This window comes from Nostoc sp., assembly GCF_036917975.1.
Classification (GTDB): domain Bacteria; phylum Cyanobacteriota; class Cyanobacteriia; order Cyanobacteriales; family Nostocaceae; genus Nostoc.
On record NZ_JBALEJ010000080.1, the window covers coordinates 31,298 to 56,043 of the forward strand.

The 24,746-nt window shown below is 42.5% G+C and carries 29 protein-coding genes, 3 tRNA genes and 1 pseudogene; 18 read left to right on the plus strand and 15 right to left on the minus strand.

Annotated features, from left to right (window positions below; translation table 11 throughout):
- Nucleotides 1–82: 82 nt before the first annotated feature.
- Complete coding sequence (locus V7K76_RS27505) at nucleotides 83–895, minus strand: SDR family NAD(P)-dependent oxidoreductase (RefSeq protein WP_334780338.1); 813 nt, start codon at nucleotides 893–895, stop codon at nucleotides 83–85.
- Between the two features lie 207 nt (nucleotides 896–1,102).
- On the opposite strand from V7K76_RS27505, the gene V7K76_RS27510 reads away from it, so the two are divergent.
- The 3 genes from V7K76_RS27510 to V7K76_RS27520 all read left to right on the plus strand — a co-directional run bounded on the left by V7K76_RS27510 (nucleotide 1,103) and on the right by V7K76_RS27520 (nucleotide 4,341).
- Entirely contained in the window at nucleotides 1,103–2,038 is a 936-nt protein-coding gene (locus V7K76_RS27510; protein ID WP_335030261.1) for a threo-3-hydroxy-L-aspartate ammonia-lyase, read from the plus strand.
- Nucleotides 2,039–2,163: 125 nt separating this feature from the next.
- The gene (locus V7K76_RS27515) at nucleotides 2,164–3,480 is read left to right on the plus strand and encodes an amino acid permease (protein WP_334780334.1); all 1,317 of its coding nucleotides are present in this window, start codon (nucleotides 2,164–2,166) and stop codon (nucleotides 3,478–3,480) included.
- A gap of 315 nt (nucleotides 3,481–3,795) precedes the next feature.
- A complete protein-coding gene (locus tag V7K76_RS27520) occupies nucleotides 3,796–4,341 on the plus strand; it encodes an RNA 2'-phosphotransferase (protein ID WP_334780331.1) in 546 nt (181 codons plus the stop codon).
- 295 nt (nucleotides 4,342–4,636) lie between these two features.
- Here the strand turns inward: V7K76_RS27520 and V7K76_RS27525 are convergent, their stop codons facing one another.
- The 5 genes and pseudogenes from V7K76_RS27525 to pgsA all read right to left on the minus strand — a co-directional run bounded on the left by V7K76_RS27525 (nucleotide 4,637) and on the right by pgsA (nucleotide 7,265).
- On the minus strand, nucleotides 4,637–5,845 hold the full coding sequence (locus tag V7K76_RS27525) for a NupC/NupG family nucleoside CNT transporter (RefSeq protein ID WP_334780330.1): 1,209 nt from the start codon (nucleotides 5,843–5,845) through the stop codon (nucleotides 4,637–4,639).
- Between the two features lie 117 nt (nucleotides 5,846–5,962).
- A pseudogene (locus V7K76_RS27530) lies at nucleotides 5,963–6,163 on the minus strand (hypothetical protein); the annotation flags it as partial.
- Nucleotides 6,164–6,208: 45 nt separating this feature from the next.
- The gene (locus V7K76_RS27535; protein ID WP_334780329.1) at nucleotides 6,209–6,433 is read right to left on the minus strand and encodes a type II toxin-antitoxin system HicB family antitoxin; all 225 of its coding nucleotides are present in this window, start codon (nucleotides 6,431–6,433) and stop codon (nucleotides 6,209–6,211) included.
- Complete coding sequence (locus V7K76_RS27540; RefSeq protein WP_334700682.1) at nucleotides 6,430–6,657, minus strand: type II toxin-antitoxin system HicA family toxin; 228 nt, start codon at nucleotides 6,655–6,657, stop codon at nucleotides 6,430–6,432. The genes V7K76_RS27535 and V7K76_RS27540 overlap by 4 nt, the downstream gene beginning before the upstream one ends.
- 89 nt (nucleotides 6,658–6,746) lie before the next feature.
- Complete coding sequence (gene pgsA, locus V7K76_RS27545; RefSeq protein WP_334780327.1) at nucleotides 6,747–7,265, minus strand: CDP-diacylglycerol--glycerol-3-phosphate 3-phosphatidyltransferase; 519 nt, start codon at nucleotides 7,263–7,265, stop codon at nucleotides 6,747–6,749.
- Nucleotides 7,266–7,548: 283 nt separating this feature from the next.
- On the opposite strand from pgsA, the gene V7K76_RS27550 reads away from it, so the two are divergent.
- From V7K76_RS27550 to V7K76_RS27580, 7 genes are all read left to right on the plus strand, one after another.
- The gene (locus V7K76_RS27550) at nucleotides 7,549–8,964 is read left to right on the plus strand and encodes an aspartate ammonia-lyase (RefSeq protein WP_334780326.1); all 1,416 of its coding nucleotides are present in this window, start codon (nucleotides 7,549–7,551) and stop codon (nucleotides 8,962–8,964) included.
- Between the two features lie 139 nt (nucleotides 8,965–9,103).
- Nucleotides 9,104–10,075, plus strand: a complete 972-nt coding sequence (locus V7K76_RS27555) for a DUF362 domain-containing protein (RefSeq protein WP_334780325.1) — start codon at nucleotides 9,104–9,106, stop codon at nucleotides 10,073–10,075.
- Between the two features lie 1,155 nt (nucleotides 10,076–11,230).
- Entirely contained in the window at nucleotides 11,231–11,419 is a 189-nt protein-coding gene (locus tag V7K76_RS27560; RefSeq protein WP_334780324.1) for a hypothetical protein, read from the plus strand.
- 447 nt (nucleotides 11,420–11,866) lie between these two features.
- Nucleotides 11,867–12,379 (plus strand): inorganic diphosphatase, encoded by a 513-nt coding sequence (locus V7K76_RS27565; RefSeq protein WP_334696778.1) that lies wholly within the window; start codon nucleotides 11,867–11,869, stop codon nucleotides 12,377–12,379.
- A 122-nt stretch (nucleotides 12,380–12,501) separates the two neighbouring features.
- Nucleotides 12,502–12,885: an aspartate 1-decarboxylase gene (gene panD, locus V7K76_RS27570; protein ID WP_179067723.1), complete on the plus strand. Its 384-nt coding sequence runs from the start codon at nucleotides 12,502–12,504 to the stop codon at nucleotides 12,883–12,885.
- Nucleotides 12,886–12,897: 12 nt separating this feature from the next.
- On the plus strand, nucleotides 12,898–13,800 hold the full coding sequence (locus V7K76_RS27575; RefSeq protein WP_334780323.1) for an MBL fold metallo-hydrolase: 903 nt from the start codon (nucleotides 12,898–12,900) through the stop codon (nucleotides 13,798–13,800).
- Nucleotides 13,801–14,008: 208 nt separating this feature from the next.
- On the plus strand, nucleotides 14,009–14,221 hold the full coding sequence (locus V7K76_RS27580) for a hypothetical protein (RefSeq protein WP_334780322.1): 213 nt from the start codon (nucleotides 14,009–14,011) through the stop codon (nucleotides 14,219–14,221).
- Between the two features lie 90 nt (nucleotides 14,222–14,311).
- Here the strand turns inward: V7K76_RS27580 and V7K76_RS27585 are convergent, their stop codons facing one another.
- The 8 genes from V7K76_RS27585 to V7K76_RS27620 all read right to left on the minus strand — a co-directional run bounded on the left by V7K76_RS27585 (nucleotide 14,312) and on the right by V7K76_RS27620 (nucleotide 20,954).
- Nucleotides 14,312–14,674 (minus strand): WD40 repeat domain-containing protein, encoded by a 363-nt coding sequence (locus V7K76_RS27585; protein ID WP_334780321.1) that lies wholly within the window; start codon nucleotides 14,672–14,674, stop codon nucleotides 14,312–14,314.
- Between the two features lie 210 nt (nucleotides 14,675–14,884).
- Nucleotides 14,885–16,099: an HhoA/HhoB/HtrA family serine endopeptidase gene (locus V7K76_RS27590; RefSeq protein WP_334780318.1), complete on the minus strand. Its 1,215-nt coding sequence runs from the start codon at nucleotides 16,097–16,099 to the stop codon at nucleotides 14,885–14,887.
- A 268-nt stretch (nucleotides 16,100–16,367) separates the two neighbouring features.
- A complete protein-coding gene (locus V7K76_RS27595; RefSeq protein ID WP_334780317.1) occupies nucleotides 16,368–17,690 on the minus strand; it encodes a D-alanyl-D-alanine carboxypeptidase in 1,323 nt (440 codons plus the stop codon).
- A gap of 229 nt (nucleotides 17,691–17,919) precedes the next feature.
- Nucleotides 17,920–18,990, minus strand: a complete 1,071-nt coding sequence (locus V7K76_RS27600; protein ID WP_334780316.1) for an LOG family protein — start codon at nucleotides 18,988–18,990, stop codon at nucleotides 17,920–17,922.
- A gap of 325 nt (nucleotides 18,991–19,315) precedes the next feature.
- A tRNA-Thr gene (locus tag V7K76_RS27605) sits at nucleotides 19,316–19,387 on the minus strand.
- Nucleotides 19,388–19,474: 87 nt separating this feature from the next.
- Nucleotides 19,475–19,560 (minus strand) — tRNA-Tyr (locus tag V7K76_RS27610).
- A gap of 249 nt (nucleotides 19,561–19,809) precedes the next feature.
- Complete coding sequence (nadA, locus tag V7K76_RS27615; protein ID WP_334780314.1) at nucleotides 19,810–20,784, minus strand: quinolinate synthase NadA; 975 nt, start codon at nucleotides 20,782–20,784, stop codon at nucleotides 19,810–19,812.
- Between the two features lie 14 nt (nucleotides 20,785–20,798).
- Nucleotides 20,799–20,954 (minus strand): hypothetical protein, encoded by a 156-nt coding sequence (locus tag V7K76_RS27620; protein ID WP_163937771.1) that lies wholly within the window; start codon nucleotides 20,952–20,954, stop codon nucleotides 20,799–20,801.
- On the opposite strand from V7K76_RS27620, the gene V7K76_RS27625 reads away from it, so the two are divergent.
- The 4 genes from V7K76_RS27625 to V7K76_RS27640 all read left to right on the plus strand — a co-directional run bounded on the left by V7K76_RS27625 (nucleotide 20,934) and on the right by V7K76_RS27640 (nucleotide 22,641).
- A complete protein-coding gene (locus tag V7K76_RS27625) occupies nucleotides 20,934–21,854 on the plus strand; it encodes a TIGR04168 family protein (protein ID WP_334780312.1) in 921 nt (306 codons plus the stop codon). The genes V7K76_RS27620 and V7K76_RS27625 overlap by 21 nt on opposite strands.
- Nucleotides 21,855–21,985: 131 nt before the next feature.
- A tRNA-Ser gene (locus tag V7K76_RS27630) sits at nucleotides 21,986–22,070 on the plus strand.
- 89 nt (nucleotides 22,071–22,159) lie between these two features.
- Nucleotides 22,160–22,348: a hypothetical protein gene (locus V7K76_RS27635; RefSeq protein WP_334780311.1), complete on the plus strand. Its 189-nt coding sequence runs from the start codon at nucleotides 22,160–22,162 to the stop codon at nucleotides 22,346–22,348.
- On the plus strand, nucleotides 22,345–22,641 hold the full coding sequence (locus V7K76_RS27640) for a type II toxin-antitoxin system RelE/ParE family toxin (protein ID WP_334780310.1): 297 nt from the start codon (nucleotides 22,345–22,347) through the stop codon (nucleotides 22,639–22,641). Before V7K76_RS27635 ends, V7K76_RS27640 begins: the two co-directional genes overlap by 4 nt.
- Before the next feature lie 113 nt (nucleotides 22,642–22,754).
- On the opposite strand, the gene V7K76_RS27645 is transcribed toward V7K76_RS27640, so the two are convergent.
- Nucleotides 22,755–23,087: a DUF4262 domain-containing protein gene (locus V7K76_RS27645; protein ID WP_334953282.1), complete on the minus strand. Its 333-nt coding sequence runs from the start codon at nucleotides 23,085–23,087 to the stop codon at nucleotides 22,755–22,757.
- 109 nt (nucleotides 23,088–23,196) lie between these two features.
- Here V7K76_RS27645 and V7K76_RS27650 point away from each other — a divergent pair, with 109 nt between their 5' ends.
- The 4 genes from V7K76_RS27650 to V7K76_RS27665 all read left to right on the plus strand — a co-directional run bounded on the left by V7K76_RS27650 (nucleotide 23,197) and on the right by V7K76_RS27665 (nucleotide 24,745).
- A complete protein-coding gene (locus V7K76_RS27650; protein WP_334780307.1) occupies nucleotides 23,197–23,463 on the plus strand; it encodes a FitA-like ribbon-helix-helix domain-containing protein in 267 nt (88 codons plus the stop codon).
- Nucleotides 23,460–23,918, plus strand: coding sequence for a type II toxin-antitoxin system VapC family toxin (locus tag V7K76_RS27655; RefSeq protein WP_334953186.1), 459 nt, complete (start codon nucleotides 23,460–23,462; stop codon nucleotides 23,916–23,918). The genes V7K76_RS27650 and V7K76_RS27655 overlap by 4 nt, the downstream gene beginning before the upstream one ends.
- A gap of 105 nt (nucleotides 23,919–24,023) precedes the next feature.
- Complete coding sequence (locus tag V7K76_RS27660; RefSeq protein ID WP_334780305.1) at nucleotides 24,024–24,290, plus strand: FitA-like ribbon-helix-helix domain-containing protein; 267 nt, start codon at nucleotides 24,024–24,026, stop codon at nucleotides 24,288–24,290.
- Nucleotides 24,287–24,745 (plus strand): type II toxin-antitoxin system VapC family toxin, encoded by a 459-nt coding sequence (locus V7K76_RS27665; RefSeq protein WP_334780304.1) that lies wholly within the window; start codon nucleotides 24,287–24,289, stop codon nucleotides 24,743–24,745. The genes V7K76_RS27660 and V7K76_RS27665 overlap by 4 nt, the downstream gene beginning before the upstream one ends.
- Nucleotide 24,746 lies beyond the last annotated feature (1 nt).

A 24,746-nucleotide genomic window follows, 5' to 3' on the forward strand; every position in this document is an offset into this window, starting at 1 on the left:
TGTTCGCGCAGCGTTCGCACGGAAAACTCTTCCTAGTCCCCAGTCCCCATATTCTGGCAAAATTGGGATGCTCCCGATGGAACTACCGATTTTTTTTAAGTTCGTGCATACTTCTCACAACCTTTGTGACTAAATTTCTGGGTGTAAATCTGACACTTTCACTCAATATCTTATTTCTCATACCAGGAACGACAACGGTTTTATTTTTCATTAAGCTTCGATAACCAATTTGCGCGACGGTTGCCGTATCCATCATTCTCTTAACGCTAGCAATCTTGGAATTTTCCATTGCAGCAGTGTGTTGGAATTCCGATGCTGTTGGCCCTGGACAAAGAACAGTCACGCTGACACCAGTGCCCTCTAATTCATTAGCGATCGCTTCTGAAAATGATAAGACATAGGCTTTAGTGGCAAAATAAACTGCCATGAGAGGCCCTGGTTGAAAAGCAGCCGCAGAGGCCACATTTAATATTTTTCCATAGTTTTGCTCGACCATATCCTTCAGGAATAACTTAGTTAAATGAGTTAGGCTGACGATATTTACTTGTAGCATTTTCAGTTCAGTGTTGAGGTCTGTTTCGGTAAATGCTCCATAAGTACCAAAGCCAGCATTGTTAACCAGCACATCAATCTTGATCGATGCTTGCTGTAGTTCTGTAAAGATTTCTTTTGGAGATGTTGGTATAGATAAATCCTTGGCAAAAATTTTGACAAAAATGCCAAATTTTTGCGGAAATTCATCTATAATTTCATTAAGTTTTTGTTCATTCTTATCCACTAACACAAGATTATAACTATGACGAGCAAAAATCTGGGTTAATTGATAACCTATTCCACTAGCCGCTCCGGTAATGAGAGCAGTTTTTTTTTGCCGACTTTCGGATGTTTTATTCATGTTGCCAAAATGAGTAAGGTGATAATTAATTTAAGCTTTATAAAACTAGCTACAGCAATATATAATGTTTGCTGTAACTAGTTTTATGAAGACAATAAATGATGCTATGCACCTGAAATTAAATATGCTTCAATCAAGCATATTCAACGCAAATATAAAAATCTGTATCCATATCAACAAGAGCAAAAATATTGAATATTATTATCAATGCCACAGCATAATTCTGTTACTATAGCTGACGTGCAAGCAGCACAAGAGCGAATTTTGGGGATTGCCCACCGCACACCTGTACTGACTTCTAGAATCGTTAACGATCGCACCAATAGCCAGGTATTTTTTAAGTGCGAAAATTTTCAACGCACAGGGGCATTTAAATTTAGAGGTGCGTACAATGCCCTAGCCCAACTATCAATAGCACAAAAACAAACAGGCGTTATCACCTATTCATCAGGAAATCATGGCCAAGCGATCGCTTTAGCTGGGCAATTACTAAATATTCCTACCACCATTGTCATGCCCGATGATGCACCCACTGTCAAACAAACTGCCACTCGTGGTTATGGTGCAGAGGTAATTTTGTACAATCGCCAAGAAACAAACCGGGAAGAATTAGCCCAAAAATTAGCAGATGAGCGCTCTTTGACACTGATTCCCCCTTACGATCATCCGCACATTATCGCCGGACAAGGTACAGCTGCTTTAGAACTGATCCAAGAAGTTGGTGAATTGGACTTACTATTAGTTTGTTGTGGTGGTGGTGGATTACTTTCAGGAAGTGCGATCGCAGCCAAAGCACTTTTACCCAATTGTAAAGTAATCGGTGTAGAACCAGCCCTTGCCGACGATGCTACCCGCTCCTTTCACACCAAAACCCTACAAACTGTCAAAAATCCCAATACCATCGCCGATGGTGCGCGAACTCCTAGCCTTGGTCAAATTACTTTCCCTTTAGTGCTGCATTATGTCAATGATATGGTGACGGTATCAGAAGAAGCGATTCTTCGCACCATGTTTTTCTTGTGGGAACGTCTGAAAATTGTCGTTGAACCCAAGTTGGTAAATTGTTTTCTGACTCAGACTGACCGAAAATTAACGTTTATAACCCGCGCAGGCGGGTTTTGCCTGTGTAGCCGCGACTTCTAGTCGCCTGGTACTTTTTGTTAATGTACTACGAAAATTTGGCTGAAAAACCATGAACATCAGGGTTTTTGTGAAGAATATTTCCCCATGCTAATATTGTTGGTTTGGTTTCAGTACAGATATTCAGTATGGTTCCCGTAAAGACTGTTCTCAAAGATTCAGAGGAAGTCACTCGGTTGTTTTCTCATCTTGAATTTGATGGAAAAAAACTCAACCATCAACCGGGTAGTGTATTGGGAAGTACTGCGTTGATTGCAGGAACCACCGTCGGGGCAGGGATTCTCGCTCTACCGGCCGTTACCTTGCCGTCTGGTATTGTACCATCAACATCTGGATTAATTGCTGTTTGGCTCTACGCTTTATTTTCAGGGTTATTGATTGCAGAAGTTACCTTAAACACGATGCGAACACAAGGGCGTTTGAGTATCGGTTTTTTGGGAGTTGTGGAAAATATCCTTGGTAAGTTGGGAGCGCGAATTGCCGGCGGCGCATATTTATTCATGCATTATGCTCTGTTGGTAGCATACATCACCGAAGGTGGAGAGATTTTAGGAGTTGTGGCGGCAAAAGTCTGGGGTGTGCAAATATTGCCGATGTGGGTAGGCACAACGACTTTCACGCTCTTATTTGGTGGCATTATGTATCTTGGGCGAGAAAAGTTTATTGAAAAATTAAACAGCGCCTTTGTCGGAATTGTCATCGTTTCCTTTTTGGGACTATTATTTTTAGGAGGAAGGCACATTCAGACTACCCAACTGTTATTTCAGGATTGGAGTGCCCTTGGTAGTGCTATTTCAGTGATGTCTGTAGCGCTGTTTTTTCAAAACGTTGTGCCGCTAGTTGTGACGCAACTTGAAGGAGATGCCCGCAAAATTCGTCAGTCCATCTTTATTGGTTCTGTGATTCCTCTAATTATGTTCTTGGCGTGGAATGCCGTAATTTTAGGAAGTGTCAGTCCTGATATGCTACATGGCACATCTGACGGGATAATTGTTTTTGATCCATTGCAAATTCTCCGAGCCGGTGGCGCAGGGCAATGGTTAGGAGTGCTAGTATCCATTTTTTCAGAGTTTGCGATCGTCACATCATTCATTGGATTTGTGTACGGATTGCTGGATTTGTTCAAAGATATTTTTTTCTCTGCAAAGGGTGGATTTGCTAGCCGCTTACCCCTCTATTCGCTGGTTCTTTTCCCTCCGATGACTCTAGGAACACTCAACCCCAGTATCTTTTTTACTGCCCTAGATTACACTGGAACATTTAGTATCTCAGTTCTAGGTGGAATTATTCCGGCGTTAATGAGTTGGAAGCAACGGCAAGAACAGGAAAACTCAGATACCATAAATCAACCACTAGTTCCTGGTGGAAAGGTGATGCTCATTGTGATGATTGGAGTGGCATTAGCCATGATGGGAAGACAAATTATGTCAATTTACCATCATTGAAGGAGGCAGACCCATTAACAATTCAAAATTCAAAATTCAAAATTCAAAATCCAAAATTAAAGACATTCCAGACGGGGATTTAGTGAGAAACGCGGTCTTGAGCTTTGCCCAAGTGGAGCGATTTCTCAAGACAAACCCAGACTGAAATGGCTGCTACATGTAGATATAGGAGTCTTAAACCCTTTAATTTAAGATAAAAAACTCCACGCCACTTCTGGGATGCAGTTTCCCGCCACTTTCAATGAGAATTTTATGTAATATATAAGTATATAATTGTAGTATATATGTCAGACACAATTAAATGAGTGATTCTAAATGAGTGATTCTCGCCTCGTTAAAATCAGCAAATATCTGAGCAAATATCTGCGACACACACCGGATGCAATTGGAATTCAACTGGCTCCCGGTGGTTGGGTTGATGTTGATGAACTACTTACCGCTTGTGCTAAAAACAAATTTCCGCTCACCCGTCAGGAATTACAGGTGGTAGTTAAATCCAGTGATAAACAACGCTTTTCTTTTGATTCTACAGGTAATCTGATTCGTGCTAACCAAGGACATAGTATAAAAGTCGATTTACACTTAGAAGCTGTTGTTCCTCAAGATGAACTTTATCATGGCACAGGACACAAATCTGTAGAGTCAATTCTGCAAACAGGACTTTCCAAAATGTCGCGACATCATGTTCATTTATCAAAGGATATTGAAACAGCAAAAACTGTTGGTGCAAGACATGGAAAACCAGTGGTTTTTGCTGTAAATGCTGCGGCAATGCATCAGGCGGGTTACATCTTCTATTGTTCTGCTAATGGTGTTTGGTTAGTTGAGAATGTGCCACCTGAGTATCTACAAAAAATTTGAACTGGGGATTGGGGACTAGGGACTGGGGACTGGGGACTAGGGACTAGGGACTAGGGACTAGGGACTGGGGACTAGGGAAAATCATGAGTAAGATTTGCTTGGGATCTGAATTCCCATTCAAATATTCAAATCTTCCAAGTCCCCAATTCCCAATTCCCATTCAAATATTCAAATCTTCCAAGTCCCCAATTCCCAATTCCCAATCCCCAATTCCCAATCCCCAATTCCCAATTCCCAATCCCCAATCCCTAATCCCCAATCCCCAATCCCCAGTCCCCAATCCCCAATCCCCACTTCAAATCAATATCCCAGCAATACAAGCGGTGATAAAACCCGCTAAAGATCCGCCAATCATTGACCTTAGACCCATACGAGCTAAATCATGTTGGCGATTAGGTGCTATCCCTGTAATGCCGCCAATGGTAATGCCAATTGAACCGATATTTGCAAAATTACATAATGCGTAAGTCGCAATAATTATTGCGCGTTGGGAAATTTTACCACTTTCAATTAGTGCTTTCAAATCCAAAAAAGCAATAAACTCATTCAAAATTGTTTTTGTACCCAATAAAGCCCCAACTTGCCGACAATCAGCCCAAGGTACGCCCATCAGCCACGCCACGGGAGCCATAATAAAAGACAAAATCCACTGTAATGAGAGTTGCTGTAAACCCACAAATGACCCTAACCATCCCAGCAAGGCATTGAGGGCAGCTAATAATCCCAAAAAGGCGATAATTATTACCCCAACATTAACTGCTAGCTTCACGCCGTCAATTGCTCCAGTAGTAGTAGCATCAATTACATTTACATAATTGGTTTTTACATCCGCTTTGGCTTTACCAACCGTTTCTGATACTTCTGTTTCTGGATAAAGTAATTTTGATACCACCAACGAAGTGGGAGCAGTCATAAAGAAAGCAGCAATCAAGTGTTCTGCTGGTATGCCAAAGGAAAGATATGCCCCTAAGACTCCAGCAGCAATTGTCGCAAAACCACCCGTCATTACGGCATGGAGTTCCGATTGCGTCATATTTGCTATATAAGGTTTAACTATCAGTGCCGATTCTGTTGGCCCCAAAAAGATGTTAGCTGCACAGGATAAAGATTCCGAACCTGATGTTTTCATTGTCTTCATCATTACCCACGCCATCACATTTACAACTCGCTGTAAAATGCCGTAGTAATACAAGACGCTGATAAAGGCAGAGAAAAAGATAATTGTGGGCAGCACTTGGAAGGCAAAGAAATGATCTTTGAAATTTTCTCCAAAGACAAATTTGGCACCGACATCAGAAAATGCTAAAAATTGGCTGACAATATCTCCGAGAGATTTAAATATATTTAAACCCCAAGGAGTTTTAAGAATCAATATCGCAAACACAAACTCCAATCCCAAACCCCATGCCACGATTCGCCAACGCACCGCACGACGATTAACAGAAAAGGCGTAGGATATACCGATAAAAACTAAAATTCCCAACGCAGAGATGGTGCGTTCCATGTTTACTCCCGAAAAGGTATCGCTAAGGCACTTAGTCAAAGAGCATACACAAAATACGCCTTTTTTTGTGGCTTTTTAGTCAATTACTAGAGTTTTGATGTGTGATACCATTTCACTTTAATAATGATACAAATACGCTGGTAAGGGCTTGTCTTTGCCCATTGGTGTCAAGTTAACGTGAAACCGCTTGTCCGCCGGGAATTGAAATTCCCGTATAATAGCGAAAGTCATCTGAAGATGACTAACAGTTTTGAGTTTACCCCAAATGTTCGCCCCAGTAATTGTCGTTTGATTCACCCGCCAACCTGCGATCGCTAATGTGAGAATAAAGTTAGTTATGGCTGCTAATAATTAGGATGAGGATTACACAAACTGAAAGGAAACATTTGCAGTCAAAGGCTCTGGCAGTGGTTTTCCTTGTGCTTGGTAATCTTCAATCAAAAGTTCTAGTACTTCCTCACCATTATTGAGAGCATCTGCGTAGGTATCTCCATGAGTGTGTGCATAGGGGCCAAACTCAGGTAGGCTGACGATGTATTTTTTATCTTCTATCGACCACTGAATTAGAATACTATATTGTGGTTTCACTCCTGTTCTCCTTTGTCTTCTTCCTCTAATTGTTTTATTTCTATAAGCGCATTTCTAACAACTTTTTCCTGATAACGATCTGCATCTGCTCCGTCTTTGCCAGACAAAGTGAGGCTGTAAACTAATAAAGGATGACTCCATACTGTGTGACTGCCTTTACCACTTCTATAAGTAAATCCAGTTTTTAGGAGCATTGCTTTTAGTTCCCGAATTTTCTTAGGCACTATTAGAAATTTCTAACGTAGCTACAAATATTTTGTCATGATTATCTGGAAAAATCCCAGACCTATTAAGAACGATACAGTAGATGTTTTCAATCAGCCATGCTAGCTTTTTGTGGGAAAAGATAAATGACTCCAGAAATTAAAGTCAAGCCAACAGAAATCCAAAAAGCAATCAGAGAGGGAGTTTGCCAGACTTCAGGTAGAGGTGCGATCAGAAGTGCGATCGCCACTATTTGACTAACAGTTTTGAGTTTACCCCAAATATTCGCCCCGGTAATTGTCGTTTGATTCACTCGCCAACCTGCGATCGCTAATTCTCGCGCTAAAATCAAAAACACTCCCCAAGCTGGCACTTTTCCTAGTTCAATAAAAACCAGCAACGGCGCAAGTACGAGAAATTTATCTACTAAGGGATCGAGAAATTTACCCAATTCACTAATTTGGTTGAGTTTTCGCGCCAAATAGCCGTCTAACCAATCAGTCAACGCAGCAACGATAAAAATCGCCAAACAGATCCATCTAGCTTCGGGTGTGGGATTATATAAACCGTAAAGCAGAAATGGTACACCCAGAAGGCGAGAGAAAGTAATCCAGTTGGGTAAAGTCACGTCGCTTTGCTCCGAATTAAAAATTAAAAATCCCCATAAATAAATGATGTTGCCCTGTTATCAGGAAGAGGCCAGAAGGGACAAACTTAGTAAGTAAGTCGGCACAATAAAACCAAACTGTGTAAAGAAAAGTAAATAAGGCTCAAACCCTCTCTCCCCCTGCCCCCTGCTTTATCCCAACAATAATTATTTACGCCGACTTACTTACAACTTCTCTTTCTCTCCCCACTTTCTCCCTAAGCGTGGGAAAATCTGTTTTCTGAAGCTCTTTTAAAAGAATACTATGACTGAACACACAGAATTCCGCATCGAACGCGATTCGATGGGCGATCGCCAAATTGCTAGTAGCGTTTATTACGGCATTCAAACTCTGCGGGCTATCGAAAACTTCCCCATTAGCGGCATCAAGCCTTTACCTACTTACGTAGATGCAGGATTGATCATTAAAAAGGCTACAGCAATTGTAAATGGAGAACTAAATTGCATTCCCCAAGATATTAGTCAGGCAATTGTCCAAGCAACTGATGAAATCTTAGCTGGTAAGTTCCGGGATCAATTTGTAGTGGATGTTTATCAGGCTGGTGCTGGAACATCCCACCACATGAATGTCAACGAAGTTCTGGCAAATCGCGCCTTAGAAATTCTTGGTGAAGAAAAGGGCAATTACAAACGTGTTAGTCCTAATGACCACGTTAATTATGGACAGTCTACCAATGATGTGATCCCTACGGCAATTCGCATTGGTGGTTTATTGGCATTATCTAAGACATTACACCCAGCTTTAGAGAAGGCGATCGCATCTTTAGAAAACAAAGCTGTAGAATTTCAAGATATCGTCAAATCTGGCAGAACCCACTTACAAGACGCTGTACCCGTGCGTTTGGGTGAAAATTTTCGGGCTTGGGCGCAAATTCTGACAGAACATCAAAACCGGATTTATACCGCCTCTGGAGATTTAATGGTGCTGGGTTTAGGAGGTAGTGCAGCCGGAACGGGTTTAAATACTCATCCTCTGTATCGCGCCCGTGTGGTAGAAGTTCTTTCAGAATTGATTGATACTCCTTTAGAACCTGCGCCCCATCTCATGGCAGCTATGCAAAGTATGGCACCATTTGTGAACGTTTCCGGTGCGTTACGCAACTTAGCGCAGGATTTAGTCAAAATCTCTCACGATTTGCGGCTGATGGATTCGGGGCCAAAAACTGGTTTGAAAGAAATTCAACTGCCTCCAGTGCAACCTGGTTCCTCGATTATGCCAGGAAAATATAACCCAGTCATGGCAGAGATGACATCAATGGTGTGTTTTCAGGTGATGGGTTATGACAGTGCGATCGCTTTAGCCGCACAAGCCGGACAATTAGAATTAAATGTGATGATGCCACTGATTGCCTATAACTTAATTCACAGCATCGAAATTCTGGGTAATACCATCGCTGTCCTTACAGAACGTTGCATTGAGGGAATTTCTGCGAACCAGGAACGTTGTTTAGCTTATGCCGAAGGTAGTTTAGCCTTAGTAACCGCACTAAATACTCACATCGGTTATTTAAATGCCGCAGCTGTCGCCAAAGAATCTTTAGAAACTGGTAAATCTTTACGGCAGATTGTCCTAGAACGAGGATTGATGAGTGAAACAGACTTAGCCAGAGTGTTAAATCTAGAACAAATGAGTGTTATCTTACCGATTAAAACAGAATAATATTTATGGGGAATTGGGCAATTCAATTTTGGATTTTGGATTTTAGATTTTGGATTAAATTTCAATCTAAAATCCAAAATCTAAAATTGCTGCTCCCTCATCTCCCCCACTCCCCACTCCCTCTATCCCCCATCTATCTATGCAGACTCAAAAACCATCTGTCAGTCTAATTCGGGCTACATCTTACGAACGAGAGGCTTTACGAGAATCCTTAGTTACACTGCTGGAACCTTTTGGAGGTATGGCAGCATTTGTGAAAAAAGGCGATCGCGTTTTACTCAAACCGAATCTACTTACAGGCTCACGTCCTGGTAAAGAGTGTATCACCCGTGCTGAACTAGTTTACGAAGTTGCCCAGATGGTAATTGAGGTTGGCGGTAAGCCATTTTTAGGCGATAGTCCTGCTTTTGGCAGTGCCAAGGGTGTAGCAGTGGCAAATGGCTATCTACCTATTTTAGAAGAACTCAATCTTCCCATTATCGATTTTCATGGTCAGCGTTACCAAACCGTCAGTGACAATTTTAACCATCTGCGCCTCTCTAAAGAAGCAATGGAAGCCGATGTAGTAATTAATCTACCAAAAGTAAAATCTCATGCCCAATTGACATTAACACTGGGCGTAAAAAACTTATTTGGTTGCGTCCCCGGCAAAATGAAAGCTTGGTGGCACATGGAAGCTGGAAAAGATGCGAATAGATTTGGTGAAATGTTAGTAGAAACTGCTAGGGCTATTAACCCTAACTTAACCATATTAGATGGCATCATTGGTCATGAAGGAAATGGCCCCAGCAACGGGGAACCTCGCCAACTGGGCATTTTAGCAGCCGCATCAGATATCTTTGCCTTAGATCGGGCAATGGTGGAAATCCTCAATGTTCTTCCAGAACAAGTGCCTACAGTTGCAGCTTCCCAAAGGCTAGGAGTTTGTCCAGAACTTCCTGCCATAGAGTTTCCCCATTTAAATCCTGACTTATTAAAAATAGAAGATTGGCGACTACCAGACAATTTAATGCCCATCGATTTTGGTATGCCCCGTGTCATTAAATCTACCTTTAAGCATCTTTACACGCGATTTATCAAGGAACCTATGAGTATTTATGGAAGAGGATGAGGGACTTGGTGAGAAATCAATTCAGAATTCAAAATGACGCTCTCTACGAGACGCTAAAAGCGTAGCTTGCTTCCCTGAAAGGGTACGCATACTCGCTCTAAGCGAAGCCATGCCGTTCGCGTAGCGTCTCGTAGAGAAGGCTTTACGCTGCGCTAACAAAATTCAAAATTAAAGAACTTCTGCCTCCTGCCTCCTGCCTCCTCTTTCCCAATGCCCAATCTAATGCAAACTTCGTTACAGCAATTTCATTTATTAGCAGAGTAATCTGTAATTACCCTCCGATTGCTTAACCAGACCGCCCTATGATAGTTAGTGGCGGTTTTTTTAGCTGATTAATTTGTTATGCGGATTCTCATTTGAGATTTTGATTTATCCAAAAAGTTATACAGATTTAGGATCTAGAAATTGGAATTGGGTATTTTGTTCAAATATGAGCAAAGTCTGGGGATAACCCTCTACACCACTTTCTAAAACATTTTTTTACTCTACCTATATATAGATTGACAAAATTGCTGTGATATTACGCAAATTTGAAAATTTAAATTTTGAAATATTTCTGAAATATTTGTTTAGTATTATTACTTAATCCATGCTGCACAACACAGCTAATGTATCTGTATTTATTCGGTAGTCATGATTGGTTACAAAAATCATTCCTGCCCATTTCTTCTCTAGCATCAAATATTGTTGTGTATAACTACCGTATGAGAATCGATAACACTGAAGATTTATCAGTATCTTTGCGGTTTTGTGTCCTGTATCACAAATTAGTAATTCCAGTAAAATGACCTTATCAAAGCCTTTACAGAGATGTTATAATCATGAAGTATCGGACAAATACATTTTGCTAATTAATCTTTAAGCAGCGAAAAAATGTAGTTTATAATGCTGTGAAAGTTAGCTTTGCGTATGCGAACCCTTACACCATACAGGGAAACATCTGAAAATATTAATCACAAAAGAAAACATGATTTGTTGACTTGTAACTTGGTATTAAGAATTTCATGTATAAAAAGGCTATTATGACAATTGTAAAACTGGTTTAGCTTGTAAAATGCTAGACATTTTACAGTTTAAAAATAGCTACAATAGCATCAAGACTCTCACTCAGAGAGTAGACCTACACAGTCTTACGAAGAACTTCAATTTTGTTGTATGAATTCAAATAGCCAGTCTGCCAATTCTGCCGACACATATTCCCAACGTTTGGCAGACATTGTGGGAACTGCGATCGCTCTGTTGACTCTTACCCTACCCGTATTTGTCATCGCCCACTATTCTTCAACTAATGTTCAAAATAACCCGCAACCCCTGATCCAAAACCTACAAGGAAGAAAAGATTGATGAAGCTTTCTAGTAGCTTTCCCCAGCAGGAGAGCTAAAAAAAGCAGAACACTGATTTTGAGACAACCTTTGTAGATTTTGAATGTAGTTCATCAGAAATAAGCTGAATCTGTATTGTGTAACTCCAGATTTCAGAAATCTTGACACAACAGAGGCCGAAATCCCTTTAACAGTAATCAAAGGCAGAGGATATCCATAATACCCTCTTGGAAAAAGCGTTGCGAACTTTCCTCGCAACGCTTTTTCCATCTTTTGGCTAATTCAAGAGAATAGGTTACAGCTTCAAAACGGGATGCTCCCAAAGTTTCTTCCCCAGTCCCCAGTCCCCAGTCCCCTATCCCCTGAAATAAATACCTTGGGAAGAAAGCCATATTGCCCTAAAATTCTACACGGGGAGCGAAGCTGACTGAGTGCCCCCATGATTCACTGTTATCAGAGGAGTTTTTTGTGGATTTATCTCGTATTCCTGCCCAACCGAAACCTGGTTTAATCAACGTTCTCATTGAAATTGCTGGCGGAAGTAAAAATAAATATGAATACGACAAGGAACTACAAGCTTTTGCTCTAGACCGAGTACTTTATTCCTCGGTAAAATATCCTTATGACTACGGCTTTGTACCCAATACTTTGGCTGATGATGGCGATCCCCTCGATGGTATAGTCATAATTGACGAGCCGACCTTTCCAGGTTGTGTGATTGCCGCGCGACCGATTGGCTTTTTAGAGATGATTGACGGTGGCGATCGCGATGAAAAAATCCTTTCTGTTCCTGACAAAGATCCGCGCTACGCTCAAGTAAGATCCCTGAAAGACGTAGCACCACACCGCTTAGATGAAATTGCTGAATTTTTCCGTAGTTATAAAAATTTGGAAAAAAAGGTGACTGAAATTCTCGGTTGGCAAGATGTGGACAAGGTTGCAGCTTTAGTTGAAAAATCCGTCAAAGCTTATAGAGGATAATAGAGGAGTTAAGAGTTATGAATTTTTATTCCTAACTCCTGTAGAGACGCGATTAATCGCGTCTCTACTCATAACTTTCCCTTGTTACGGATTTTAAAATCTGCCACCAACCCCAAACCAGAATGCAGCGTACTCTCCTTTTGGCAAAAATTCATAACTGCACCCTTACAGGGGCGAATATCAACTACGTGGGTAGTATCAGCATTGATGAAATCCTTTTAGAAAAAGCTGGTATCTTACCTTATGAACAGGTGCAAGTAGTTAATAGTGCCAACGGTCAGCGCTTTATTACCTATGCGATCCCGGCTCCAGCCCATTCAGGAGTCATTGAGTTAAATGGGGGTGCGGCACGTCTAGGCATTATTGGCGATCGCTTGATTATAATGACTTACGGGCAGTTCACTCCAGAAGAGGTAAAAAGTTACTCTCCTACGGTAGTCATTGTGGATGAAAAAAACAGGTTGTTGGAAGTACGGCGCTACGATGACCTGCTCAGTAAGGTCTAAATTTCAAGAAAAATGTCAAATTTTGAGTTGTCGGGTTCCCAAAGCTACATACCTGAAAAGTCTGCTACCCTGTCGAGTAGTCAAGCAGGTGAATTTCTCGTGCAATTCTGGGGTGTCAGAGGTTTAATTCCCACCCCAAGTAGCGACACTAACCGTTATGGTGGTAATACTGCTTGTCTAGAAATGCAAGTAGCTGGAAAACGCTTGATTTTTGATGGCGGCACTGGCTTACGGATACTGGGTAAAACTTGGCAAGAACTACAACAACCATTAGAAGCCCATTTATTTTTTACCAACTGCCAATCAAACCGAATTCAAGGGTTTCCCTTTTTTGCGCCTGCATTTATTGGAGAAAATTGCTTCCATATTTACGGCACAGCTGCCTCAAATGGAGCCTCAATCAAACAATGTCTGTACGATCAGATGCTCCAGCCACACTTTCCTTACCCTTTACAGGTAATGCAGTCAGAATTGCAGTTTTACAATTTGACTCCAGACAGTGATGTGAAATTAGATGATGTTACTATTACAACTGCATTAATTAATCAAACTCAGCGGTCAGTTGGCTACCGAGTTACTTGGCAAGAGTATAATGTTGCTTACATCACGGATTTGCACCAGAATGCCGATCAAGTGGAGCGAGAGCGGATTTTAGAGTTTATTAAAGGCGCTGACTTGCTGATTGCCAATGCTACTTACACTCCGCCGACATCTCACAACCATGACTCTGCTGATTTACTCTGGCAAGCTGCGGTGAATGCAGCTTTGAATGCTGGCGTTAAACAGCTAGCTATTTCTCATCATCACCCAGATGACCATGATGATTTTCTTGACCAGGTTCAAGTCGATATTAAATCTGCTTTTCCTCAAGCCATAATAGCCCGTGAAGGTCTAGTATTAGTTGTTGGTAAGTGATTTTTTATTGGCACTTTTTAATCAGTGGTAGAGCGATGCTTACGGTGGCAAGCTACCCACAAGCACTGCTTGTCAATTCGCTTTTCTGTTGAGATCGCGCCATCTGGTGTGTAAAGGCAAATTGTATCGTAGATTGTAAGGTAGAACGCTATAATTTACTCAACTTTGTAATCATTTTCAACCTGAGAGTTGATAGTCTAATTCGATCATGAGTACTTTCAATCAAGTGCTGGAAGACGCTTTGGAACTTTCCTCCGAGCAGCAAGAAATGCTGCTCAAGATTCTACAAAACCGCCACCACGAAAATCGTCGTGCAGAAATAGCGACGGATGCTCAACAAACCCTAGCTGATTTCCATACAGGTAAATTTCGGCATCAGTCAGCCCAAGATGTTATTTCAGCATTACGCGGGGTTAGCTAAGATAGATGCTTTAATGATTACGGCAACTCCCATTACTATGCCAAACTTTGATGCTGTCATTAAACGCATAGCTGACAATGGTTTTCCCATCTAGGCTAATTGTGAGATGGTCAATCCTAGACTTATGCCTTTTCCATCAGGGGTAAATGCTAAAGCACTGGAATCTCCTTGAAAACAGAAGACTTCCTCTCCTGTCCAAAAGTCATAGGTTCGGAGATTGCCATACCGATCATTACTGATGATGCTTTTCCAGTCTGGATTTACCAAAGTATTAAAGTGACCATACCGATCTCCATGCAGTTCAAATGAATGGTTGGTATTCCCAGTCGTTAAATCCCAAACCTTGACAAGATTGTGAAAACAGCCTACCAGAAGAATTCCATCTGGGCTTAAGCTCAAGCTGTTTAAGTACTCTGAATGAGGTTCATCAAAGGTATGGAGACATGAAAACATAAACAGACTCTAGAAAAGAGTTCAGCGATAATAAATTTTTTAAATTACATATTTGGGTGGAAAAGAAGGTAGAATCCGGAAATCTACGCTAATTGGGCTGCTGCCGCTAGTAAACCTCACAGAGGGCATTCCCAGCCTCTGGCTGGGAACGAGAGAAAGCTTTTCTAGACTGTCTAATATGCTTAAGTTGACACGAATAACAGATGTGTGCTAAGAAGCATTTTGTAACTCAGCTGTGCGGACTGAAAGCTGCTGTGTCTGATTACCTCGTTGCACTTTCACCTGTAATATTTGACCAAGGCGACTGTCTTCCACAACATTCTGCAATTGTTCGGCACTGGTAATTGCTTTACCATCAACTTGCAGAATTACATCCCCGCGCCGGATACCCGCAGATGCGGCTGGAGAATTGGGGACAACTCGCATGACAAAAACACCATTAATTTCTGGTATCTGAATCGGAGAGTTGGGATCGGTGTTATTTTGCTTGGCGAGATCGGATGTTAAAGTTAGCATTTGCACACCTAGATAGGGGTGAGCAACTTTGCCATCGCGTTGTAGTTGCGCGGCGATCGCTTTCGCTTTATCAATAGGAATGGCAAACCCAATACCCATTGCATCAGGACGAATAGCTGTGTTAATGCCAATCACTTCACCTAGACCATTCAATAGTGGGCCGCCAGAGTTACCAGGGTTAATGGCGGCGTCTGTCTGAATGAAATCCAAACGTTTATCACTAATGCCAACTTGGGCGCTAGAACGTTTGAGAGTACTGATAATTCCCAAGGTAACGGTGTTATCAAATCCTAAAGGATTACCAACTGCGATCGCCCAGTCTCCTACTTGTACATTATTAGAAGAACCTAAGGGAGCCACTGGTAAATCGTTACCAGCATTAATCTTGACTACTGCTAAATCTGTGACTTCATCAATACCTTGAACTTTACCTTCAAAGGTGCGGCCATCCTTGAGTCGGACTGTTACTTTATCAGCCTTATCGACAACATGAGCATTAGTCAGAACTAACCCGCTTTTGTCGATAATGAAACCTGAGCCTAAACCGCGTAACTGCTCAGAAGGAACCTGTTGAGAAAAACCTTCACCAAAAAACCGACGAAAAAAGGGATCTTCTAAAAACGGATCGACGCGACGAGTAATTGTTCGCTCAGTATCAATACGGACAACTGCCGAACCAACACGGTTTACTGCTGCTGTCACAAAGCTAGTGGTACCGATGGCAGCACTAGCTGGTGATTGCCGTTGAGCAATGAGGTTTGAAGTATCTCCAGTAGTTACTGTGGGTGCTGGGTCGGCTTGGGAGGGTAATACCTGCAATGTGCTAACGGTTAGCAGAACTCCTAGCGCGATCGCTAAAACATGAGTACTGAGTTGACGTAAAGACCGAGAGAATTTGGGAAATCGCATAATCACAACCTAAATTTATAAGCCTAATTGTTGCTTAGTCGTGACAAATCTATTTACAGTTATTTTTACTTTAGGTTTCGCCTGCTCTTTCCAAGACTGGGGTTAGGGCATTTTGCGAGTTACCTGTAATCAACTTAATAGAAAATTTCACCCAAAAGCTATTATGGACATTTCCCCTTTACAAGTTCGGTTTTTACCCATAAATAAAACTTTTGGATTGCGAATAAGACTAGTCTACTGTCTGTTCTAACCGTGGACTACGGATGAACTAACTTTTGTATAAGATTTCATTCCGACTAGCTGCACCTAGCTGGGGTAAAGTGTTGATAGCTGAGTGGGGAGTGATGGCAGCAGGAACGGACAAAGGTAGTTGTAATTGTTTTACAACACTTTGCAAGAGTTGGTCTTGTCCAGTACGGAAACCCCAGACATTTGTCCCACGGTTGATAATCGCAAACCAAACCAAACCGCGATCGCGTGTGGGCATCACTCCCGCTAAAGCGCTTACATCTCGGAGAGTGCCAGTTTTGATCACAGTCGCCAGGGGAATATGCCTAGTATGTACTGTCCCCCGGTGATCAAATCCAGACATGGGAAACAAGTCAGCCAGATTTAGCTGATGGGCAGATGCTTCAGCTTGAATAGCCATAAACATGGCACAAACAGCCCTGGGAGAAATACGATTTTCAGGGCCCAGTCCAGAACCATTGATTAACTGGATTTCCGCTTGTGGCACTCTAGCCAGGCTAGCAGCAGTTGATTGCACTACAGCCGCCCCCCCCACTGACTCTGCCAGCATCTCTGCCATGTCGTTGTTACTGTAAACATTCATTTCCTTGAGCAGTTGTTTCAAGGGCAATGAGCGATGACGCAGTAACAAAGTTTGTTGGGGGTTTGGTTGCACCTCAACTTTCACGCCGCCGGAAATCACAACTTGAGGCTTGGGCGTTCCCTTGGGCATGATTGAGTATGTATAAAGAGCGGGACGACCCCAAGTTGCACGATTTAGGGTTTGCTTGAGCATTAAACCCGCCAGCATCGGCTGACGTTGGAAATTCATAGCAAAATTGCCACTAATGATCAAATTCCCCTTTACCTGCTTGATGCCCATTTTATTGAGAGTATTACCAAGAGCGATCGCTTCTTCCCAAACAAACAAAGGATCGCCACGGCCAGCAACGACCAAATCGCCCTGCACAACTCCATTTACTACAGGCCCAGTAACACTCACCAAAGTATCAAATTGGTAATCTGGCCCCCAAGTTTTCAAAGCAACTAGGGAAGTAGCAATTTTGGTTAAAGAAGCAGCCGGTAAAGGAGTCGTACCTTGGTGATTCGCCATCAGCATCGGCCCAGACTGCATCCAAATGCCCTGACTCTCAGCCAGATTTTGCGCCACCACCTTTGAGGTGATGAGCTTTTTCAGATACTCCTGCACCGTAGTCGCACCAGCTGGATTTGGATCAGGAGCAAGAACCAAGCCAGGGCTACTTTGCCAAGTTAGTGCATCTAAAGCATCTAGAGGCTTGATTTGTACCCCAGCCATTTCCAGCCAAAGCGACACCAAACCTGAACCCAATAATTCCAGCATCTTTTATTCCTCTGTCAGGATTTGAAACGTTGTTTACTGTGCTAATATACAAGTTTTTTTAAGACAATCAGTATTGAGTCATAATAACTGGTGTTTTTCTCATCTGTTAAGCTGTTGCACCTGCAAATTGCATCACAAGCATGATTAGGCAAAACCTGTAAATCCTCTCCCTTGCCCCCTGCACCCTGCTCCCCTGCCGCCTCAATGTGCAAACTATAATCACAACAGCTTACTTCCTTTCTGGATGCGCTGCATCCTCTGGTGAAGGAGTACCCATCTGGTTAATTATGGCAATCATTTGATACAAGCGCCCTAAGTCGCGTTGATTGAAGTGCAAAATCAGGCGGGGTAGTCCAACAGTTTCATCTTGGGCTTCTTGAGGTAACGCCTGACTTTTTTCAATCCGTCCTTGAATAAGAATGTTGCTAAAATCAGCATTGAGTCGCTCTACCAGCGCGTTTGATATATCTGTCTTCAAGCGGATGACTAACTTATCGCCGACATATCTACAGGAGTGATAAACCTGGTAAAAACGGGTGATAGCATCGCAAGCCACATCCAGTTTGTCTGTCACCGTGTAAAGGCTGGGGTCTTCAGGACTGACAAGACGATTTTTTACTAATTGCCGATCAATATATTCGCTCCAAGAGTGCCAGTAATCACCACCAGGGCGATCGATTAAAACTAGAGGTACTGGGCCAAATTTACCATTCTGGGTTAATGTCATACATTCAAAAGCTTCATCTTGAGTGCCAAAGCCTCCTGGAAACAAGGCGACAGCATCACTTTCTTTGAGGAGAAACAGCTTGCGGGTAAAGAAATATTTGAAGTTTATTAGCTTGGGATCGCCTTCTATAAAAGGGTTTGCTTCCTGTTCAAAGGGTAGTTGAATGTTTAATCCAAAGGAATTTTCTCGCCCGGCCCCTTCATGACCCGCCTGCATGATTCCAGCACCACCGCCAGTCATCACCATAAATCCTAATTGCGAAATAGCACGAGCAAACTCAAGGGCCATTTGGTACTCTGGTGTATCTGGCGCGAGACGAGCAGAACCGAAAATGGTGACTTTGCGAACGTGTCGGTAATCGTAAAAAAGCTGGAAACCGCGCTCCATATCTGCTAATGCAGCCGACAAGATTTTCCAATCGAGACGCTCAATTTCGGTATCAGCTAAACGAATAATAGTAGCAAGTGCTTGCTGAATAAATTGCCGATTTTTTAATGTCGGTAAACGAGCGATCAATTCAGCGATATCCGCCTGTAAAGACTCTAATGTGTCAAACGACGCAGATGAGGTCATGAGAACTGCTGCAACAATGGCACTATATTCTACGTGAACTACTCACACTCTAGCAAGGAGGCGATCGCCCTCTGATGTAGAGTTAGCAAACTCAGAACTGGCTTTGAGGTAGTATTGCTCATTACTATCGCAAATCTAAAATCCAAGATTGATTGACCAAGCCCCGTTGGGGCGGGAGTAGGGAGTAGGGAGTAGGGAGTAGGGTTCATAGATAGCCCCAACAACCTTCTTCGATACAAGCTCCGTCTTCCCTACCCCTGTTTGTTGACGAACCTCTCCCTGTCTTGAACTTAATTTTGCGTTAGTTGTTTTATCAATTTAAAAAAGCCCGTGACGAGGATTGAACTCGTGACCTCACCCTTACCAAGGGTGTGCTCTACCACTGAGCCACACGGGCAAAATACAACTTTGATTTTTCAGCTAGAAGTTAAAATGCTGGGAGTTTTGATGCTAACCCAGTCATTATAACTTATAACTTCGTAAGTGGTGGGCCGGGCTGGATTTGAACCAGCGTAGGCGCAAGCCAACGGATTTACAGTCCGTCTCCATTAACCACTCGGACACCGACCCGATTTGTCTCACGATTTAAAATCTTAGCACCATGTTTTAGAAATTGCAAGGAGTTAGAAAAAATAACTTGTGGGTAGAGTATAACTAAGGGCGGACAAGATGTCCACCCCACAAGATTGGATACTTTATTTTAGGACTTACGCAAAGGTAACGAAAAACGTAGACGCAAAGCGGCTTGCCGCAGGCTACCACAGAGGACGCAGAGTCCACGGAGAAATGAGAGTTTGAGAGGGTTTTTGCGTAAGTCTTTTACACGCTCATCTCCAGCATTCGTTGCATTGGTCGCAGTGCCGCAAGGCGAATATCCTCCGACATGGTAATTTCGGGAGTGCGATTTTTCATTGCCCAGTAAAGCTTTTCTAGGGTGTTTAACCGCATAAACGGACATTCGTTACAAGCACAGTTATTCATCGGCGGGGCAGGAATAAAATGTTTGTCAGGAGCTAGTTTTTGCATTTGGTGAATGATTCCCGGCTCAGTAGCAACGATAAATTCTTTGCTAGGGCTGCTTTGACAATATTTAAGTAAAGCAGCTGTGGAGCCAATAAAGCTGGCGTGGCGCAATACACTACTTTCACATTCTGGGTGGGCGATCGCCTCTGCTTCGGGATGGGTAATTTTTAACTGGACAATTTTCTTTTCCGAGAAGGTTTCATGGACAACACAGCTACCTTGCCATAGCACCAAATCTCGTCTTGTCTGTTCCATCACATACCGCCCCAAATTCCGGTCTGGGGCAAAAATAATCGGCTGTTCCTTCGGTATCTGCTGCACAATTTTCACAGCGTTGGAACTGGTGCAAATAATATCGCTCATCGCCTTGATATCAGCAGAGCAGTTGATATAAGACACTACCAGATGATTCGGATGCGCTGCTTTAAAAGCGGCGAATTCGTCTGCTGGACAACTGTCTGCTAAAGAACAACCAGCATTCAAATCTGGTAAAAGTACTAATTTATCGGGATTAAGTATCTTTGCTGTTTCTGCCATGAAGTGAACACCAGCAAAGACAATCACATCCGCATTAGTTTTTTCGGCGGCTCTTGCCAGTTGTAATGAATCCCCAATAAAGTCGGCAATATCCTGAATATCTGGCTCTTGATAATAATGTGCCAGGATAACTGCGTTGAGTTCTTTTTTGAGACTCTCAATGGCGGCAAACAAATCTAGTGGTAGTTCACCCGGTTGGGTTTTTTCTCGTTGAGCTAGTGCAGTGGTAAACACAGTTTAGGGGTGCTTTATGTTGCAAATGTATGTCCTGTGGATTCAATTATAGTAGTTTTTACCAAAAATAGTGGACGGTTGATATTTTGGGGTTGTGTCCAAATCGGGCTGAGTTTCATATCCTGGAGATAGACGGCAAGGAAAGTGGCATGACCAGTCAGAAAACTCAATCGATAAACCTCAAAATTGCTGTAGTTGGAGATATTCACGACCAATGGGAAGTGGAAGATGGCGTTGCACTCAAGCATTTGGGTGTTGACTTAGTGCTGTTTGTCGGGGATTTTGGCAACGAGTCGGTGGAAGTGGTCAGAGCGATCGCCTCTCTCGATATTCCCAAAGCAGCCGTCATGGGCAACCACGATGCCTGGTACACCGCCACCGAATGGGGACGCAAAAAGGCTCCTTATGACCGCTCTAAGGAAGACTGGGTACAGGAACAACTCGATTTATTAGGCCCGTCCCATGTCGGTTACAGTAAGTTGGATTTTCCCGCTTGGAATTTAACTGTCGTGGGGGGTCGTCCCTTTACCTGGGGTGGCCCAGAGTGGAAATTCGCGGAAATCTGTCAAGAACGTTACGGTGTGACGAGTTTGGAAGAATCTGCCGATCGCATCGTGAAAGCGATCAAAAGCGCTGCTTACGAGACGATTATATTTTTGGGTCACAATGGGCCGAGTGGATTAGGCGATCGCCCCGAAGACCCCTGCGGCAAAGATTGGCACCCAATTGGCGGCGACTTTGGCGATCCAGATTTTGGCGAGGCGATTTCTCATGCCTTGACTGCTGGTAAAACCATTCCTCTGGTGACATTTGGTCACATGCACCGAGATTTACGCCATACCAAGAAGGTGCAGCGCAAACCCATCTTTAGAAGTCCAGAGGGGACAATTTACTTAAATGCGGCTAGTGTCCCCAGGATTGTGGAAAATGATAGCGAGAAGTTGCGTAATTTTTCCATTGTCACCCTAGAGGCGGGTGTGGTTTCGCAAGTTTCCCTAGTTTGGGTGGGGAATGACTTTCAGGTGGCTAAGGGGGAAATTTTGTATGAGCGATCGCGGATTGTGTCGTAGACATTCGCATCCAGTAGTGCAATCTGCGTAGATAATAGGGTATAGTATGATCTGTCAAGTTTAGTGCTAACCAACAAAAGCGCCTGAATAGCGTCTGAAACTAGGATCAGCACAAGTTTGACAGATTTACTGGAGAGGTGGCAGAGTGGTCGATTGCGTCCGACTTGAAATCGGATGAGGCTAAAACCTCCGGGAGTTCGAATCTCCCCCTCTCCGTTGAATGAATGTTGTTATCAAATACCACAGCTGTTTTGCATCTACAATATATCCAAATTGATGCACAAACAGTTTTTGGTTAACTACTGATGAAAAATCTAAATATTAAAGAAGAAGCTCGAAAATTGATTGACAAGTTGCCAGAAAATTCCACATGGGATGATTTGATGTACCAAATTTATGTTCGGCAAACTGTTGAAGCTGGACTAGCGGATAGCAAAGCTAGTAATGTTATTTCTGTACAAGATGTGCGGAAAAAATTTGGATTACCAGAGTGAACGTTTACTGGACAGCAACAGCAGTAGAAAATCTCTCAGCAATTTATACTTATATTGCCCAAACTTCTCCACAGTATGCGGCTAGGATAGTTGACCGGATTACTAGGCGTTCTGAACAGATTGCTAGTTTTCCTTTGTCAGGTCGAATTGTATCAGAGTTTGAAACTGAGGAAATTCGAGAAATTATTGAAGGTTCATATAGAATTATTTATTATATTAAACCAGAACAAATTGATGTATTGGCTGTCATACATGGTTCACAGCAAATTACATTGAGTTCTGTGGATGAATAATGTTGGGCTTCAGTTTGTTCCACCCAACCTACAATCTACAAGCGAATCATTCTGGAAAAATGAATGTTGATTAGCTTATACAGAGGAAAATTCAACCTACGATGTTGCTCAAATCAATTTTTACAATAAAGGTGTTGAGAGTAATTAGTATCAAACTCTGGTTCCCAAGGAAATAATCCCTTTTTATCAGGAATGATAATTTGAAATACTAAAAGTTCAAGAGAACGTTTAGCAAACCAATCTGAAAAAGTTGTTACTTCTATTATATTTGCACGAGTAAGAGGTTTCAGCTTAACTAAACTTTTACCTTCAAACAGTTGAAAAGCTTCCCCAAAGTGGAATTTATTGCCTTCTTTCATCTGATTAAATATATAGTTATTTTGCCAATCAAGTTCCCTGTTGATTGACTTATCTCGTGAGACTCTAGCTATAGAGTTCCCTGAAATCTTATAGAAATAACGAGTTGAAGTCTAAAATCTAACCAGTAAATGCGATCGCACCCCTTCTGCTTGCATTATGCTATCATTTTGATAAATTCTACTTCGAGGTAAAGCGATGGCTACCCTTTATGTAAGAAATTTACCCGATGATTTGTATGCAAAGCTGCAAGAGTTAGCGGCATCTGAACACCGTTCCATTAACGCCCAAGTTATAACTCTGTTAGAACAAGCTTTAAAAACTGAAGCACAGCAAACAGAAGAAGAAAGACGAAAGAATGTCCCAAAACTTTTAGAGGAAATCCGTCTTCGCCGTGAAAAGCTACCAAGTGATATCGAATGGCCTGATAGCACTGCCATGATTAGAGAAGATCGGGACAGATGACAATTCCTCTTAGATGCGTCGTGGATGCGAGTGTGGCGGTTAAGCAATTTATTCCCGATCCGCTAACAGCCAAGGTTAATCAACTGTTTGCTCACCTTGTCTATCCCCAAACAGAAATCTTTGTACCTGACCTGTTTTACATTGAGTGTGCAAACGTTTTGTGGAAGTATGCTCGTGCAGGTAGTTACGATGTTTCTCTGATTCAGGGGAATTTAGCTAGTCTCAAAGCTTTTCCGTTGCGTGTTGTCTCCACAGCTGATTTGATGGCGGATGCAGTTGCGATCGCATTAAATTATGGAATCTCCGCCTACGATGGCTCTTATGTTGCACTTTCACAGCAGGTAGGTGCTACTTTGCTGACTCTCGACGGTAAGCTGGTGAAGGCTCTAGCCGCTTCGTCTTATAATGTTTCCTCGTTTAATGACTTTGAGGTTCCGCCGTTGGAGTCAATGTAGAAGCGATCACCTGGTCGAGTTTTGTCTCTAACGAGAAAGCGATCGCACCACCCTTTTGCTTGCATTGTGCTATCATTTTGATAAATTCTACTTTGAGGTCAAGCGATGGCTACCCTTTATGTAAGAAATTTACCCGATGATTTGTATACCAAGCTGCAAGAGTTAGCGGTATCTCAGCATCGGTCAATTAACGCCCAAGTTATAACTCTGTTAGAACAGGCTTTAAAAACTGAAGCACAGCAAATAGAAGACCAGAAACGCCAGAATGTACTTAAAATCCTAGAAGAAAGTCGCCAGCGTCGCCGCGTGAATCCAGCAGACTTCGGATTACCTGATAGTACTGAACTGATTCGAGAAGACCGCGACAGATGACTACCCCTTTAAGATGCGTGTTAGATACCAGTGTGTGTATCAAGTATTTCATCGCTGATCCACTAACTACCAAAGTTAATCAACTTTTCGACCATTTTGCCAATCCACAGACGGAAATATTTGTTCCAGACCTCTTTTATATTGAGTGTGCTAACGCCTTATTGAAGTATGTCCGTGCAAGGATGTACACTGCTGCTGAGGTTCAGACAGATTTAGCCACCCTCAAAGCTTTTCCGTTGCGTGTTGTCTCCACAGCTGACTTGATGGCGGATGCAGTTGCGATCGCATTAAATTATGGAATCTCTGCCTACGATGGCTCTTATGTTGCACTTTCACAGCAGGTAGGTGCTACTTTGCTGACTCTCGACGGTAAGCTGGTGAAGGCTTTAGCCGCTTCGTCTTACAATGTTTCCTCGTTTAATGACTTCGGGGTTCCGCCGTTGGAGTCAATTTAAT

Excerpts from the sequence above, each read along its gene's own strand:
- V7K76_RS27505 (WP_334780338.1), bottom strand. The coding sequence starts at position 895 with ATGAATAAAACATCCGAAAGTCGGCAAAAAAAAACTGCTCTCATTACC.
- V7K76_RS27510 (WP_335030261.1), top strand. The coding sequence starts at position 1,103 with ATGCCACAGCATAATTCTGTTACTATAGCTGACGTGCAAGCAGCACAA.
- V7K76_RS27515 (WP_334780334.1), top strand. The coding sequence starts at position 2,164 with ATGGTTCCCGTAAAGACTGTTCTCAAAGATTCAGAGGAAGTCACTCGG.
- V7K76_RS27520 (WP_334780331.1), top strand. The coding sequence starts at position 3,796 with ATGAGTGATTCTCGCCTCGTTAAAATCAGCAAATATCTGAGCAAATAT.
- V7K76_RS27525 (WP_334780330.1), bottom strand. The coding sequence starts at position 5,845 with ATGGAACGCACCATCTCTGCGTTGGGAATTTTAGTTTTTATCGGTATA.
- V7K76_RS27550 (WP_334780326.1), top strand. The coding sequence starts at position 7,549 with ATGACTGAACACACAGAATTCCGCATCGAACGCGATTCGATGGGCGAT.
- V7K76_RS27555 (WP_334780325.1), top strand. The coding sequence starts at position 9,104 with ATGCAGACTCAAAAACCATCTGTCAGTCTAATTCGGGCTACATCTTAC.
- V7K76_RS27560 (WP_334780324.1), top strand. The coding sequence starts at position 11,231 with ATGAATTCAAATAGCCAGTCTGCCAATTCTGCCGACACATATTCCCAA.
- panD (WP_179067723.1), top strand. The coding sequence starts at position 12,502 with ATGCAGCGTACTCTCCTTTTGGCAAAAATTCATAACTGCACCCTTACA.
- V7K76_RS27575 (WP_334780323.1), top strand. The coding sequence starts at position 12,898 with ATGTCAAATTTTGAGTTGTCGGGTTCCCAAAGCTACATACCTGAAAAG.
- V7K76_RS27580 (WP_334780322.1), top strand. The coding sequence starts at position 14,009 with ATGAGTACTTTCAATCAAGTGCTGGAAGACGCTTTGGAACTTTCCTCC.
- V7K76_RS27585 (WP_334780321.1), bottom strand. The coding sequence starts at position 14,674 with ATGTTTTCATGTCTCCATACCTTTGATGAACCTCATTCAGAGTACTTA.
- V7K76_RS27590 (WP_334780318.1), bottom strand. The coding sequence starts at position 16,099 with ATGCGATTTCCCAAATTCTCTCGGTCTTTACGTCAACTCAGTACTCAT.
- V7K76_RS27595 (WP_334780317.1), bottom strand. The coding sequence starts at position 17,690 with ATGCTGGAATTATTGGGTTCAGGTTTGGTGTCGCTTTGGCTGGAAATG.
- V7K76_RS27600 (WP_334780316.1), bottom strand. The coding sequence starts at position 18,990 with ATGACCTCATCTGCGTCGTTTGACACATTAGAGTCTTTACAGGCGGAT.
- V7K76_RS27625 (WP_334780312.1), top strand. The coding sequence starts at position 20,934 with ATGACCAGTCAGAAAACTCAATCGATAAACCTCAAAATTGCTGTAGTT.
- V7K76_RS27635 (WP_334780311.1), top strand. The coding sequence starts at position 22,160 with ATGAAAAATCTAAATATTAAAGAAGAAGCTCGAAAATTGATTGACAAG.
- V7K76_RS27650 (WP_334780307.1), top strand. The coding sequence starts at position 23,197 with ATGGCTACCCTTTATGTAAGAAATTTACCCGATGATTTGTATGCAAAG.
- V7K76_RS27655 (WP_334953186.1), top strand. The coding sequence starts at position 23,460 with ATGACAATTCCTCTTAGATGCGTCGTGGATGCGAGTGTGGCGGTTAAG.
- V7K76_RS27660 (WP_334780305.1), top strand. The coding sequence starts at position 24,024 with ATGGCTACCCTTTATGTAAGAAATTTACCCGATGATTTGTATACCAAG.
- V7K76_RS27665 (WP_334780304.1), top strand. The coding sequence starts at position 24,287 with ATGACTACCCCTTTAAGATGCGTGTTAGATACCAGTGTGTGTATCAAG.